The following is a 14264-nucleotide window of genomic DNA, read 5'->3' as shown; positions in this document are numbered from 1 at the left end:
GAGAAGTGCGCTGCATCGACGGCGCGCACGTGAGATGTACGCGTGCTCGCGTAGGATGGGTCTGATCGAATTGTCTAGCGCTGCCAGGCATCATGAACGATGACAAGCGCCAAGCCGTCTGCAGCGGCGCTTTGACGACAGCGCGGCATCGATCGCGGCTCTCGCGTGACAAGCGATGCGTTTTATTCGCGCCGTGGGAGCGGATCTTGCGCCGTCGTTCCGACGTGCTCATCGGTGGCACACGAAAAAACCAAGGAGAACAGGGTGAAGGTCGACGACAGAATGGATGAAAACGATGACGTCGTGGTGTGGCGACCTATCCAGTATGCGATGGTCTCGCATCGTCGTGTGCTGGTGGTGGACGACTATCGCGAAGCGGCTGATGCATTGCAGATGCTGCTCACCGCCGACGGATTCGAATGCCGTGCGCTCGACGATCCGTTTGCTGTGTGCGAGATGGCCTGCGAGTGGCAACCGTTCGCCGTGGTGCTGGACATCAAGATGCCGGGACTGGACGGGCTCGAACTGGCGCGTCGTCTGAGGGCTCATGCGGCGACTTCGCATATGCTGCTGGTCGCCTGTACGGCTTTCGCCTCGCGGGACGACCGCGCGCGAGCCAGAGCCGCCGGTTTCGATGCGCATTGCGCCAAGCCGTTGACGCCCGAGCGCCTGTTGCGCGTGCTCGAATCGGCGGCCGCGTTGCATGTTGCCGGACCGCCGTAACGCGTACGGGGCAGTTGCACAAGTACTTAATGCAGTGGACCCCGCCTCTTCAACGCATCGCCTGGTCTGCGCGAAGCTAACAAAATGGGCATACGTGCCCGCTATTTTTTCAATTCCCGCCTGCAACTTCCGATCCGGAAAGCGCCTTTTTTCACGCCATTTCCTGCTTGTCTGCGCAACCTCGCGATAGTCACCGTTGGATATAGCGGGGGCCGTGAGCAAACATCAAGCTTTTCTGCGCGAAAACCCGAAGCTTTCACGGCCATGCAATAAAGCTCGCTTACTCCGGCGCGTACTTGAACTCCGGCAGCGCAGCGAGCGATTTTTTGGTCGCATCCGGTAAGACGATGCGGCGGTTTTCGATTTGCAGATCATTGAACGGCACAGCGACCAAGTGCTTGCCCATGCCGAGAAAACCACCTACGGACAGAATCGCATACGTGCCGCGACCGCCACCCGGCGAGACGATCAGATCGTCCAGTGTGCCGATGGCGTCCTTGTTCCTGTTGTACACGTCGGCGCCGCTGAGCTTCGACGCACGATAACCGCTCGCGAGCTGAACCACGTCCGTGCGCTTCTCCATGATTGCCTGAGGGGCGCCTTGTGCATACGCGTTGCCGTTTGACGCCAGCGCAGCAAGAAGCAGGGCGGTGGCGACGAAGGGTTCGATGGTTAAGTTGCGCATGATGTTCTCCCTGTTGTGTCTGACATGGTGGTGCGTGCCCGTTGCGAGTCCATGCCGCAGCGCACGAGTGCCGGTCAGCTTTCAGCTTGCTGGCTGCAAGAGTTGTGCCGCGAGCTGGACGATCATGCCGCCGCGCCGCCCAGGGTTGCGCGTCGATTACCTCAGGTCCGGATTTTGCTAATTTAGCGGGCCGATTGTTCGTCGGCAGAAACGGACAGGTCGTGACCGGGCGCCGCTCAAGCGAACGTCCAGCATGTCCGATCCACTGCCTACACTAGAAGATGCGCGCAAGCGCCCTTGCTTCCACAGGAACCCCTATGTCTACCCAGGCCAACTACTCAACGCGCATTTCGGAAGGCACGCCTTTTCCGCTTGGCGCGACATGGAACGGAAGCGGCGTCAATTTCGCGCTGTTCTCGGCGCACGCCACGCGGGTCGAATTGTGTCTGTTCGATGAAACCGGCGACAAAGAATTAGAACGCATCGAACTGCCGGAATACACCGATGAGGTCTGGCACGTGTTCGTGCCGAATCTCAAGCCGGGCGCGATCTACGGTTACCGCGTGCATGGTCCGTACGAGCCGGAAAACGGTCATCGTTTTAATCCGAACAAGCTGCTGCTGGACCCGTATGCGAAAGCGCACATCGGCGAACTCAAATGGGCGCCTGAAATATTCGGCTATACGCTCGACTCGGAAGATGGCGATCTGTCGTTCGATGAACGTGACAGCGCGCCCTTCGTGCCCAAGTGCAAGGTCGTCGATGCCAATTTTTCGTGGACCCATCCCGAACGCAACGCGTTGCCCTGGGAGCGGGTGATTTTTTATGAAGCCCATGTACGCGGATTGACGAAACGTCATCCGGAGGTGCCCGAGAATCTGCGCGGCACTTTCGCGGGACTTGGCCAGCAGGTCGTGCTCGACTACATCCGCAACCTTGGCGTGACGTCGGTCGAATTGATGCCGATCCAGACTTTCGTCAACGACAGCTATCTGCTGGACAAAGGCCTCACCAACTACTGGGGCTACAACACGATCGGCTTCTTCGCGGCCGATCCGCGCTTTTTCGCGTCCTCGACCGACTCGGTAGGCGAGTTCAAGGAGATGGTGGACCGCTTTCATCAGGCGGATCTGGAAGTCATTCTCGACGTCGTGTACAACCACACCGCCGAAGGCAACGAACGTGGTCCGACGATTTCCTTCAAGGGCATCGACAATGCCTCGTACTATCGGCTTATGCCTGACGAGCAGCGCTACTACATCAACGACACGGGTACGGGCAACACGCTGAACCTGTCGCATCCCCGCGTGCTGCAAATGGTGACCGACAGCCTGCGCTACTGGGTCACGGAAATGAAGGTCGACGGTTTCCGTTTCGACCTCGCGACGATTTTGGGCCGCGAAACGCATGGCTTCGACGAAGGCGGCGGCTTTCTCGACAGTTGCCGGCAGGACCCCGTGCTCTCCAGCGTGCGGCTGATTGCCGAGCCATGGGATTGCGGCCCTGGCGGCTACCAGGTGGGCGGTTTTCCGCCCGGCTGGGCCGAATGGAACGACCGCTTTCGCGACACCGTGCGCGAATACTGGAAAGGCGACGAAGGCAAGGTCGCCGATCTGGCCACGCGCCTGACTGCGTCGGGCGACAAGTTCAATCATCGCGGGCGGCGTCCGTGGGCGAGCGTGAACTTCATCACCGCGCACGACGGTTTCACACTGAACGATCTCGTCTCATACAACGACAAGCACAACGAAGCCAACGGCGAGGACAACAACGACGGCCACTCCGACAACAAGTCCTGGAACATGGGCGTGGAAGGGCCGACCGACGACCCCGAAATTCGCCAGCAACGCGAGCGGCAGAAACGCAATCTGCTGGCCACGCTGCTGCTCTCGCAAGGCACGCCGATGCTACTCGCGGGCGACGAATTCGGCCGCACGCAGGGGGGCAACAACAATGCGTATTGCCAGGACAACGAAATCAGCTGGGTCGACTGGGAAGCAATCGACGAGGACGGCCGCGCACTCACCGAGTTCGTCAGGAACCTCACCACGTTGCGTCACCGTCTGCCGGTGTTGCGGCGCGGGCGCTTTCTGATCGGCGAATACAACGAAGCGTTGGACGTAACGGACGCACGCTGGCTGTCGCCCGACGGCACGGATATCTCGCCCGAACAATGGGACGATCCGTCGATGCGCTGTTTCGGCCTCGTGATCGACGGACGGGCGCAGGCGAGCGGCATTCGCCGCCTCGCCTCCGACGCGACCCTGTTGCTGGTGCTGAACGCGCATCACGACGTGGTTAATTTCACGCTCCCCGAGGTGCCCGAGGGCGCGAACTGGACCTGTCTGCTCGACACCAACATGCCGGTGCGCGCCGAGTTGCCGCAGTTCAGCGCGGGCGACGCGTACCAGGTGACAGGGCGCTCGCTGCTGCTGTTCGCACTCGAAGCGCCGAGCCGCGCGACGCAGCGCGTGTTCGACCGGCTTCAAGAGCAGCTGACGTCAGACGAAGGCGAATCGCCCGTGAGTTCCTGATGACTTTTGACGAAGCGCCCGCATCGAGGATGCGCTGCCGCAATAGCCATGTATAGCCGGGCATAGCCAAATATTGGCGGGTACAGGGCTTGCTCCCTCGCTGATGGCTGCGCGCGAAATTGCCACGGCGATGAGCGCGCGGCACAGCCGACGTCGGTATTTGCGAGGTCTAACCAGGGGTGATCAAATGGAACACGAAACAACCGCTCAAGAGGAACAGATTCGCACGCGTGCCTACTATCTGTGGCAACAGGCTACGGACCCCAAGGGCACGCCTGACGAGTATTGGGAGCAGGCACGCGCCGAGATAGAGAAGGAAGCGCCGCCGATCGAAAGCGGGCCCATTGCCGACGACCCCGCACCCTAGGCATGTGACGAGCGGGACGATGCGGCGCGTAAAACCGGACGTGGGGAGGTAAGCGGTAACGGAACTGCGTGCTCGCTCCGGGCATTGCGCGCGAGTCATGAAACACGAAAGAGCCGGCATTGAAGCAGCCGACGAAGCGCCGAAGTCCAGTAGTCAATCGTCATGCCGGTGCTTACGCGCCCTGCATGCCGCGAAGCCATCGGCGTGCGCCGGATTCCTGAGCTTATCGAATATCCCCGCAACCGGACAGATCCGCCACATGAAGGACTTACCCGATCCGCGCGGCACGAGACCCGCCACGCGCATACAGGCGCCGCCCGCCGCATTCGGCATCGACGGACTGGTCGCGCTCGGTGTCGGCGTCACCGTCGTCGCGTGCCTGTATTTCGCGAGCGCCGTGCTGATTCCAATCACGCTCGCGATTTTGCTCAGCTTTCTCGTCGCGCCGCTGGTCGATTCGCTGGGCAGGCTGAAGCTGGGCCATGTCGCGTCCGTGTTTGCGGCTGTCGTCATGTCGGTATCGGTCATCGCGATGCTTGCCGCCGTGATCGCCACGCAACTGACCAATCTCGCCGCCGGCATGCCGCGCTATCAGGCCACCATCGAACGCAAGATGGAAACGGTGCACAGCGTAACGATCGGCAAGCTGGACCGCATCGCCGGCGCGGCCGGTCAGGCCTTGCAACGCGCGACCGTCGAACCGCCGCAGCCCGTTGCGCCGCGCGGCGCGGCGGCCGCCTCCGGCGCTCATGCACCGGCCGCCGTGCCGGTCGAAGTGCGCGAGCCGGTACCCACCCCATTCGAACTCGCGCGGCGCGTGCTGTCGCCGGCCATCAGTCCGCTCGAAACCGCGTTCATCGTATTCGTCGTGATGGTGGTGATCCTGCTGCAACGCGACGACCTGCGCGACCGCGCGATTCGTCTGTTCGGCTCGCGCGACCTCCACCGCACGACCATGGTCATGGACGAGGCCGCGCGGCGTTTGAGCCGGTATTTCGTGTCGCAACTCGGGCTGAACGCGGGCGTGGGCGTGGTGATCGGCAGCGGGCTGTTTCTGATCGGCGTGCCGAGTCCGATCCTGTGGGGCATTCTCGCCGCGCTGTTGCGGCTAGTTCCGTATGTCGGCATCTGGATTTCGGCTACGCTCGCGACCGCGCTCGCCGCCGCCGTGAGTCCTGGCTGGGCGATGGCGCTCTGGTCGCTGGCGTTGTTCGTCACGGTGGAGTTGCTGGTGGGGCAGGTGGTCGAGCCGCTGCTCTACGGACGCAGCACGGGGCTGTCGCCGTTCTCGGTCGTGGTGGCCGCGATTTTCTGGAGCTGGATCTGGGGGCCGATAGGGCTGATCCTCTCGACGCCGCTCACCTTGTGTCTGCTGGTGCTCGGCCGGCATGTGCGGCGTCTGGAGTTTCTCGACGTATTGCTCGGCGACCAGCCGGCGCTGACGCCCGTCGAAAACTTCTACCAGCGGGCGCTGGCCGGCGATCCGGACGAAGCGGTCGAGCAAGCCGAGACGTTGCTGCGCGATTGCTCGTTGTCGTCGTATTACGACGACGTGGCCATCAAGGGCCTGCAGCTCGCGGCGAACGACGTGATGCGCGGCAGTGTGACCGCGCCGCAACTGGCGCGGATCGAAGCGACGATCAACGATCTGGTCGATGGTCTGGACGGCTACGAAGACCGCGAGCCGGCGCCGCTCGCGGTGGAGGAAAACTGGAGCGCGGTGGGACCGATGGCGCCCTCGGATATGGAGGCGCAGCCGGAGCTTGAAACGCAGCGCACGCTTGCCGCCGTCGGGCCGACGCGAACGACGCCGGACAGCAGCGCGACCAACGAGCCTCCTGCGGCAAGTCACGCCGTCAATCGCCGGGTCTTGTGCATTCCCGGACGCGGGCCGCTCGATTCGCTGGCGACGACGCTCCTGTTGCAGTTGCTGGGCAAGCATGGGTTTGCAGCACGTTCGCTGCCGCACGAGGCCGCGTCGCGTGCGTCGATCGACACGCTCGACGCGGACGATGTGGGGATCGTCTGCATTTTCTATTTGCAGATCGATGGCATTCCTTCGCATTTGCGCTATATGGTGAGGCGCATTCGCGCGCGCATGCCGAACGTGTCGATCGTGGTCGGTTTGTGGGCGGCGGAGCATACAGAGAAGTGGAGCGCCGATCTGCAGAGCGCGATAGGCGCGGCGTGTTACGCGACATCGTTGCAGGAAGTGCTGGCGGCTTGCCGGCGGATCGATGCGGCGAAGGTGGTGGAAGGGGAGGTGGTGATGGCCGATGGCTGACGGCCTGTTGCGCCTGCCGCGCCCGGCATGGACCGGAAGAAGCCAAACCGCAAATGCATAAACGCAAGAAAATGCCCGCCGACAGAAGGCGGCGGGCAGCGACGATGCGCTACGTCGAGACCGACGCGCAACGTCTCAACGGCGAGCTGGTTTGCCTGCCGAAGATTTGTCCTTGGCCGCCGCCTCCTTGTCAGGCACGATCTTGGTGGTGCCGCCGGTGGATGGCGGATCGCTGGCCGGAAAGCTGTCCTCGACCTCTTTGTCGATCTGCTTTTCACTCTTGTCGGCGTGCGGGTGCTTTTCCTTATGTGCTGTCATAACGGTTTCTCCTTCAGGTAATCAATCCAATGTGGGAAGTGGCGCGGCATCGCGGTCATCGACGCGCGACGCATGCTCCGCCGCGATCATCGCAAGCGCGGCATCGCGCGACAATTCCCGCCCCATAGCGTCGATCAAACGCGCGGTGAGCGCTTCGCGCTCGCACGCGAGCACGGCGGCCACCTTGCCGTCTTTCAGATACAACGCGACGAATTGCTGACGCTCCATTTCGCCATCGACGACGATCTCATCCCACTCGTTGGCATGGCCAAGATATTCGAAGCGCTTGCCGTAGTGATAGGTCCAGAAAAACGGCATGCCGGCATAGCGGTTGCGCGCGCCGCACATGTTCCCGGCAGCGATCCGCGCGTGCTGCTGCGCGACGCGCCAGTGTTCGACACGCAACGGCTCCTGATTCTCGTGCAAGGAAAAGACCGCGATATCGCCTGCCGCATAGAGACCCGGCGCGGCCTGCATGCCCGCATTGACGATCACACCGCCATCCTTCTGCAACGGCAAGCCCTCGACAAAGCCGGTGGCCGGCGCGACGCCCGTGCCCAGCAGCACCACGTCGGCGGCGACGTGCTCGCCGCCTTCGAGCATCACCTGATGTACGTTGCCTTCCTCACCTTCGAGCGACGCGACCTTCGCGTCGAGATGAAACACCACGCCATTGTCTTCGTGCAACGCGCGGAACATCGCGCCTGCGCGCTCGCCGAACTGTTTCGCGAACGGCACCTTGTCGGGCGAAATCACGGTTACCCGCGTGCCGCGCTTGCGCAACGCGGACGCCGTTTCCAGGCCGATGAAGCTGCTGCCGAGGATCGCCACCTGGGGCTGTTGCGCGTCGTCGCCAAGCGCGTCGACCAATGCGGCAGCGTCGTCGAGATTGCGCAGCACGTGCACGCCGCCCAATTCGCAACCGGGAATCGCGGGGAGCTTCGGCACGCTGCCAGTGGCGAGCAATGCGGTGTCGTAGCTGAGCGATCCGCCGGTTTCGAAATGGATCGTGCGCGCGGGGACATCGAGGCGCGCAACCTTCGCGACGATCCGTTCGATGCCGTGCTGCTCCAGCCAGTCGGGTGCGAGAAGCGGCGGCACATCGGCGGGCGCCATTTCGGACGACGGCACGAACTTGCTCAGCGCGGTGCGATCGTAGGGCGCATGCGGCTCGTCGCCGATCAGCGTGATGCGGCCGTCGAAGCCGCGTTCGCGCAATGCAGCGCAGGCCGCGGCACCCGCCGCCCCCGCGCCGATTACTGCGTAGTGCGGCTCGCGCGCGGCGGCGCCCCGTACCGGTTGCGAGAGTTTGTGCGGCGTGACCATCACGTCGTCGCCGCTCACCGCGACCGGATAACGATCGAGCGCGACGAGCGCGGGCGGTTCGAGCAAGTTGCCGGTGGCGGCATCGAAATTCGCCTTGTGCCACGGACAGATGATCCGCCCGTTGCAAAGCGCGCCTTGTTCGAGCGGGCCGCCCGCGTGCGGGCAATCGGCGGCGTACGCATGTACCGTGTCGCCGTCGCGCACCAGCAGGATGGCCTCGCCCTCCACCTCGACGCGCTCGGCTCGGTCCGCGCGCAATTGCGATAACTGGGCGACGTGGCGGGCAGTCGTGGACATGGTCGGGTCTCTCGCGGAACAGGTTGGGCCCACGTGTTGGCATGGAGTGTCTGCGCGCGAGGCGAGGTCGGACGAGTGCCTGCCGCGCTGCGCTGCAAAATTCGCTCGAATGCGTGGGGGATGCAGGGTGGTTCAGCAATCCACGTGCCCGCAGTGACGCTCATGCAGTGACGCCCGCCGCGCCTTCAAGACGCTTTGGAAGAACGACGGAAGTGCGGTAAATTCCAGACAAAGGGACACAGCGCTCGAGCACGTGCGCGGCCCATCGCGTGCAAAAACGCCTGTACGAGGCGTATGGGGCATTGTGCTTTTGGACTGTTTTCAAATTTCATGGAGATCGTGCCGTGCAGCGTGTGGAACGTGTTGCAGTCGATTTCCCGATGCCATCACGCAATTTCGCGGCGACGCGGCGCATGCTACTGATCGTGCTGGCCGTGTCGATTGTGTTTCCGCTTGCCTGCCTCGCGGGTTACGGCTACTTCGACTACCAGCGCCGCATTGCTGATTCGAACAACATGATCGACCGGCTCGCGCGCGTGACCGAAGAGCAGGCCGTCAAGGTGATGGACCTGAATCGGCAGATGGCTTCGCGCATCGTCGAATTGCTAGGCAGCGCGGACGACGCGCAGATCCGCGCGCGCGAAGCCGAATTGCACGAACGCCTGCGCGAAGTCGGTGGCGACTTTCCGCAGGTGTCGTCGATCTATGTGCTCGGCGCGCGGGGCGACCTGCTGGTGTCGAGCCTCGCGTATCCCGCGCCGGCCATGTCGATCAGTCAGCGCGAAGATTTCATGACCGCGAAAGCGATGCGCCCGCAGCCGTATTTCTCGCTGCCGATGTTCGGGCCGGTGTCGAAGACTAACGTGTTCACCACGATGATCGGCCGCTCGGGCGCGGACGGGCAGTTCATCGGCGCGGTGTCGGTGGCGCTACGTAACGAGTACTTTTCGCGCTTCTACCGCGAACTGACCGAGGGCGATCCGTCGCTCGTGCTGGCTCTGTATCGCCAGGACGGCAGCCTGCTGGTGCGCTATCCACCGTGGCCGGCGGGCGCGAAGCCGACCTCGCGCAGTGCGTTCAGCGCGGCGCTGCGCGACAAGCAGCTGTTCGGCCACGTCCGTTTGCATTCGACCGTGGATGGCGTCGAACGGCTGCTTGCGTTTCGCCGCGTCGGCGACTATCCGCTCTATGTGGTAAGCGCGTATGCGATCTCGTCGATCGCGAGCGCATGGCGCCGGCATTTCGTGCTGATCGCGGCGCTCACTGCCGTGCCTTGCTTCGCGATCTGGCTGCTGGTGTTCTATTCGCTGCGGCAACTCGCCGGCGAGCGGCGCGCGTGGGAACGCTGGCAAGGCGAAGTGGCAATGCGCCTGTCCGTGGAGGCGTCGAGCCGTCAACTGCAACGCATGGGTGCGCTCGGCAATCTGGTCGCCAACGTCGCGCACGACTTCAACAACCTGCTGATGGTGGTCTCCGCGAACACGGAGCTCGCGCGGCTCAAACATTACAACAACCTCGAAAAGGAAGTGCTCGCGGTGGAGCGCGCCACCGCCACCGCCGAAGCGCTGACGCGGCGCCTGCTGAGCGTCGCGCGCAAGCAGCCGCTCAAACAGGAGGCGGTCGACCTCGCGCGCTGGCTGCCTACCGCTGCGCCGCTGATCGACGCGGCGCTCGGCGACACCGTCGAGCTCGCGTTGAACATGGTCGACAACGTGTGGCCGGTGCTGGCCGATCCGACCGACCTCGAATTCGCGATCATGAACCTGGCCGTCAACGCGCGCGATGCGATGCCGCGCGGCGGCCGCTTTGTGATTCGCTGCCAGAACAGCCGGCTAGTCGGCAGCGATACCTTGCTGCCCGATGGCGAATACGTGGTGATCGCCTGTTCCGACGACGGCGAGGGCATGCCCGAAGCCGTCGCGCGCCGCGCGTTCGAGCCGCTTTTCACCACCAAGCTGCGCGGCTCGAGCACCGGGCTTGGTCTCGCGCAGGTGCTGTCGATGTGCGAACAGGCGGGCGGCACTGCGAAGATCGACAGCGTGCCAGGCAGCGGCACCACGGTGCGGCTTTATCTGCCGCGTTATCGCGAGCGCAAGGCGACGGCGGACGAACTCCTGCAGCAGCCGGCGCCGACACCGTCCGGCGTCGTGTTGCTGGTGGAAGACAATGAGGACGTGGCGGCCGGCGTGATGGCGGTGCTGGAGACCTTCGGCTGCGAAGTACGCCATGAGCCGACCGCCGATCAGGCGCTCGATGTGTTGAACGGCGGCGCGCGTTTCGAACTCGTGCTGTCCGATATCCAGATGCCCGGCAAACTGAACGGGATCGATCTCGCGGAAAAAGTCCGCAGCGCGTGGCCGTCGCAGAGGATCGCGCTGATGACCGGCTACGCCGACGAACTCGAACGCGCGCGACGCCTCGGCGTGGCGATTCTGGCAAAGCCGTTCAATATCGACGAACTGCACGCGCTGGTGGCTTGCGAACCGTAAGCGCTCGCGCCGCGCCGCGCGCGGCATGTTCGAAACGACTCATGACTTGCGGCATAGCCCTTGCTGAAAGAAATCGAGGCCTGCGGATCGGTTGGCGCAACCGGCGCGGCCCACTCACTTTCCGGACAGGAGAACAGTCATGAAGATCAGACACGCACTACTCGTTTCGACGATGCTCGCCGCTTCCTCTCTCGCGATGGCCCAGGCAGGCGGCGGTGGCGGTGGCGCTGGCGGTGGCGGCCCGGCGGGCAACGATCCGAGCGGCGGCACCACGGCCGGCACCACGCGCGAAGGCGGCGACATGCAGGCGCCCGGCACCACCACGCATTCGAAGAAGCATCAGATGAAGCATTCGAAGACGACCAAGCCGGCGACCGACTCGACCAACATGCCGGGCGCGGATGCCAGCAGCGACACGAAGGGGCAGTAAAACCGGCAGCGCGGCGAAGACGCTTACCTGCGGTGCGGTGGCCGGTTGCGGCTGATCGTTGCCCGAGGTGCGAGGCGCTCTTCGCCTTTGCTGGTTGTTTGCATGGCGCCGGGTCTGACGGAGCCTCGTTGCCGCGCCGCTGCGGCATGTTCCGACGGGTATAGCGCTTGCTGAAATCGCTCACATGCACGGCGTCGAGCGCAACCTTCAAAGCCTCCGATGGGATCGTGCGTTCTAGCCATCAGGAGCTTGTCCGTGACACTCGGTGACACCATCAAAGGTATGGTCGGGCTGGACCCCACGGGTCACGCCGATCCCGACATGAAAGCCGTGCTCGACGCGCTCAAGAGCCTCAAACCGAAGCCGATCGAAGAATGTTCGGTCGAGGAAGCAAGGCAGCAGCCCACGCCCGCCGACGCCGTGCGCAAGCTGTTGACCGATCCCGCGTATAGCGCGAGGCCGTCGCTGGAACTCGAAGCAGTGCGCACGACGGACATCGAGATTCCCGGTGCGCTCGGCACGAATCCGGCGCGCGTGTACACCCCGCAAGGCGCGGGACCGTTTCCGCTGATCCTCTATTTTCACGGCGGCGGCTGGGTGATCGCCGATCTCGATACCTACGATGCCACGCCGCGCGCGATGGCCGCGCAAAGCAAGGCCATCGTCGTGTCCGCGCATTATCGCCAGGCGCCCGAGCACCGCTTGCCGGCCGCGCACGACGATGCGTTCGCCGCGTGGCGCTGGCTGCTCGGCAATGCGGCGAGTCTCGGCGGCGAGCCGGACAGGATCGCGGTCATGGGCGAGAGCGCGGGCGGCAATCTGGCGATCAACGTGTCGATCCGCGCGCGCGAAACGGGCACACGCATGCCGCTTCATCAGGCGCTGATCTATCCGGTGGCGAGCAACAACATCGTATCGATCTCCTACGAGGAGAATCGCAACGCAAGGCCGCTGAACAAGCCGATGATGCTGTGGTTCGTGCGTAACGTGATCAACAGCGAGAGCGATCTGACGAGTCCGCTGATCGATGTGCTCAGCACCGATCTGTCGGGCCTGCCGCCGACGGCGATCGTGACCGCCGGCATCGATCCGCTGCGCTCCGATGGGGAGAAGCTCGCGCAGAAACTGCACAGCGCGGGCGTGGCGGTCGAGTACCGCAACTATCGCGGCGCGACGCACGAGTTCTTCGGGATGGCGGCGGTGGTGCAGGCGGCGCGCGACGCGCAGGCGTTCGTGTCGCTGACGCAGCGGCAGGCGTTCGGTGGGGCGCCAAGCTAAGCAGGGAGGTCTGGCTTTCACGCGGCGACTCGCGATTGCCGCTAGTTGACGGCGATTGCGATTGGATCGCTTCGCCCTGCGATTCACGCGGGTTCACTCACCCAGCAGATGCAGCACGACATCACGATGCTGCGTCTGCCGGCGATGTTCGAACAGATACAGCCCCTGCCATGTGCCGAGCACCATGCGTCCGTACTCGACCGGCACCGACAGTTGCACCTGGGTGAGCGCCGTGCGCAGATGGGCCGGCATGTCGTCGAGGCCTTCGGCGTCGTGTTCGTAACGCTCGGCGTCCTCGGGCGCGAGGCTCGCGAAGTAGCGCTCCAGATCGCGCTGCACCGAAGGGTCGGCGTTTTCCTGAATCAGCAGCGACGCTGACGTATGGCGGCAAAACAGCGTCAGCAGCCCGGTGTGGATGCCTGTGCCGGAGACAAAGCGGCGCGCTTCGTCGGTGAACTCGGTGAGGCCGCGCGTGCGGGCCTTGATGCTCAGATGATGGATCGCTTGTCGCATGATGGGTGAGCGAGGTGGTTCGTGTGGCGGCGCGAAGCGCTTGAGGCGCTCCGGCTTCGGTGCAGTGGCGGGCGCGTGAATCTGAAAATACGTGAATCAGACAAGTGGGCGCGAACTCAAACTCGAGCGCCGGTCACACGCTGCCCGCAGCTTCAAATCGACGTCAATACATTCTCGATTTCCGCCGCGCCGGTTGGCCGAACCACGCGCGCGACTTCGGCGCCGTCACGCATGACCACCAACGTCGGCCACAGCTTGACCTTGAACGAGCGGCCGAGGGGCCGTCCCGGACCATCTTCGATTTTCAGATGACGAAGGCCGGCATGCGGCGCCAGCGCCTTGACGATCGATGGCTGTGCGCCCTGGCAGTAACCGCACCAGTCGGTGCCGAACTCGACGACGGTGACGCCCGGCAGCGCGTCGAGTTCGGCGCGCGAAGGGGCTTTGGATGAATAGGCTGTCTGGGTTGCCATGCGTGCTCCAATGCTGTTCAGTGCAGGGACGTTGACCGGTGCGGCGGTCCCTGCGCGGGGATTCACCAAGAGTAGCAGCAATGCCTGGGATCGTCATCGAGGCCGGCTTGCCGCGCAGGCGCCGCAACGGCCAGGCCGATCACGCGGTTTGCACGCGAATTCACATGTGTGGCGCGTTGACGTGTTAAACATCTTCCCTGCGCCGTCACGAGGCGGCGCGTCATCGCGTTTGGGAAGGGAAATGGGAGCAAGGATCTATCTGCAACATCCGGCCACGGACGACACCGTCGCGGTCGCGACCGGCTTCAGTTGGGGCGCGTGTCTGCTGGGTTTCATCTGGGCGTTATCGAAGAAGATGTGGTTTGCCGCCTTTGTCATGCTGGGCGTCAGTCTGATCCTGTTCGGCATGGGCTTATGGGGCGAAACGGCCGACCTGGCCGGACTCGTGCTGTCGATTCTGTTCGCCGTCGCCTGTGGCGCTTATGGGAATCGGTGGCATCGCTGGACGCTTGAAAAGCGCGGCTACGTCGTGCTATGACGCGGCGAA

13 protein-coding genes are annotated in these 14264 nt (G+C 63.8%); 8 read left to right on the top strand and 5 right to left on the bottom strand.

Features of this window, described 5'->3' with window-relative positions:
• Positions 1-282 precede the first annotated feature (282 nt).
• A complete protein-coding gene (locus tag HV770_RS16920) occupies positions 283-723 on the top strand; it encodes a response regulator (protein ID WP_425497445.1) in 441 nt (146 codons plus the stop codon).
• Between the two features lie 280 nt (positions 724-1003).
• Here the strand turns inward: HV770_RS16920 and HV770_RS16915 are convergent, their stop codons facing one another.
• Complete coding sequence (locus HV770_RS16915; RefSeq protein ID WP_175161373.1) at positions 1004-1408, bottom strand: PRC-barrel domain-containing protein; 405 nt, start codon at positions 1406-1408, stop codon at positions 1004-1006.
• A gap of 317 nt (positions 1409-1725) precedes the next feature.
• On the opposite strand from HV770_RS16915, the gene glgX reads away from it, so the two are divergent.
• The 3 genes from glgX to HV770_RS16900 all read left to right on the top strand — a co-directional run bounded on the left by glgX (position 1726) and on the right by HV770_RS16900 (position 6593).
• Positions 1726-3942, top strand: coding sequence for a glycogen debranching protein GlgX (gene glgX / locus HV770_RS16910; protein ID WP_175161372.1), 2217 nt, complete (start codon positions 1726-1728; stop codon positions 3940-3942).
• A gap of 187 nt (positions 3943-4129) precedes the next feature.
• Complete coding sequence (locus tag HV770_RS16905; protein WP_175161371.1) at positions 4130-4309, top strand: DUF2934 domain-containing protein; 180 nt, start codon at positions 4130-4132, stop codon at positions 4307-4309.
• A 259-nt stretch (positions 4310-4568) separates the two neighbouring features.
• Positions 4569-6593, top strand: a complete 2025-nt coding sequence (locus tag HV770_RS16900) for an AI-2E family transporter (RefSeq protein WP_175161369.1) — start codon at positions 4569-4571, stop codon at positions 6591-6593.
• A 135-nt stretch (positions 6594-6728) separates the two neighbouring features.
• Here the strand turns inward: HV770_RS16900 and HV770_RS16895 are convergent, their stop codons facing one another.
• Both HV770_RS16895 and HV770_RS16890 read right to left on the bottom strand, forming a co-directional pair.
• Positions 6729-6911 carry a hypothetical protein gene (locus HV770_RS16895; RefSeq protein ID WP_175161367.1) on the bottom strand — a complete coding sequence of 61 codons (183 nt, stop codon included), beginning with the start codon at positions 6909-6911 and terminating at the stop codon, positions 6729-6731.
• Between the two features lie 21 nt (positions 6912-6932).
• A complete protein-coding gene (locus HV770_RS16890; RefSeq protein WP_175161365.1) occupies positions 6933-8534 on the bottom strand; it encodes an FAD-dependent oxidoreductase in 1602 nt (533 codons plus the stop codon).
• A 344-nt stretch (positions 8535-8878) separates the two neighbouring features.
• On the opposite strand from HV770_RS16890, the gene HV770_RS16885 reads away from it, so the two are divergent.
• The 3 genes from HV770_RS16885 (at position 8879) to HV770_RS16875 (ending at position 12731) form a co-directional block, all read left to right on the top strand.
• A complete protein-coding gene (locus HV770_RS16885) occupies positions 8879-11023 on the top strand; it encodes a hybrid sensor histidine kinase/response regulator (protein WP_175161363.1) in 2145 nt (714 codons plus the stop codon).
• A 139-nt stretch (positions 11024-11162) separates the two neighbouring features.
• Positions 11163-11453, top strand: coding sequence for a hypothetical protein (locus tag HV770_RS16880; RefSeq protein WP_175161361.1), 291 nt, complete (start codon positions 11163-11165; stop codon positions 11451-11453).
• A gap of 255 nt (positions 11454-11708) precedes the next feature.
• Complete coding sequence (locus HV770_RS16875) at positions 11709-12731, top strand: alpha/beta hydrolase (RefSeq protein ID WP_175161360.1); 1023 nt, start codon at positions 11709-11711, stop codon at positions 12729-12731.
• Between the two features lie 93 nt (positions 12732-12824).
• On the opposite strand, the gene HV770_RS16870 is transcribed toward HV770_RS16875, so the two are convergent.
• Together HV770_RS16870 and HV770_RS16865 are read right to left on the bottom strand one after the other, a co-directional pair.
• Positions 12825-13244 carry a secondary thiamine-phosphate synthase enzyme YjbQ gene (locus tag HV770_RS16870; RefSeq protein ID WP_175161358.1) on the bottom strand — a complete coding sequence of 140 codons (420 nt, stop codon included), beginning with the start codon at positions 13242-13244 and terminating at the stop codon, positions 12825-12827.
• Between the two features lie 152 nt (positions 13245-13396).
• Positions 13397-13717 (bottom strand): thioredoxin family protein, encoded by a 321-nt coding sequence (locus HV770_RS16865; RefSeq protein WP_175161356.1) that lies wholly within the window; start codon positions 13715-13717, stop codon positions 13397-13399.
• Positions 13718-13958: 241 nt separating this feature from the next.
• Here HV770_RS16865 and HV770_RS16860 point away from each other — a divergent pair, with 241 nt between their 5' ends.
• Positions 13959-14255, top strand: coding sequence for a DUF2628 domain-containing protein (locus HV770_RS16860; protein ID WP_175161354.1), 297 nt, complete (start codon positions 13959-13961; stop codon positions 14253-14255).
• The last annotated feature ends 9 nt before the right edge of the window (positions 14256-14264 follow it).

Source organism: Paraburkholderia fynbosensis, assembly GCF_902859935.1.
GTDB classification, from domain to species: Bacteria; Pseudomonadota; Gammaproteobacteria; order Burkholderiales; family Burkholderiaceae; genus Paraburkholderia; species Paraburkholderia fynbosensis.
This window is presented reverse-complemented; position numbering and strand designations above follow the sequence as displayed.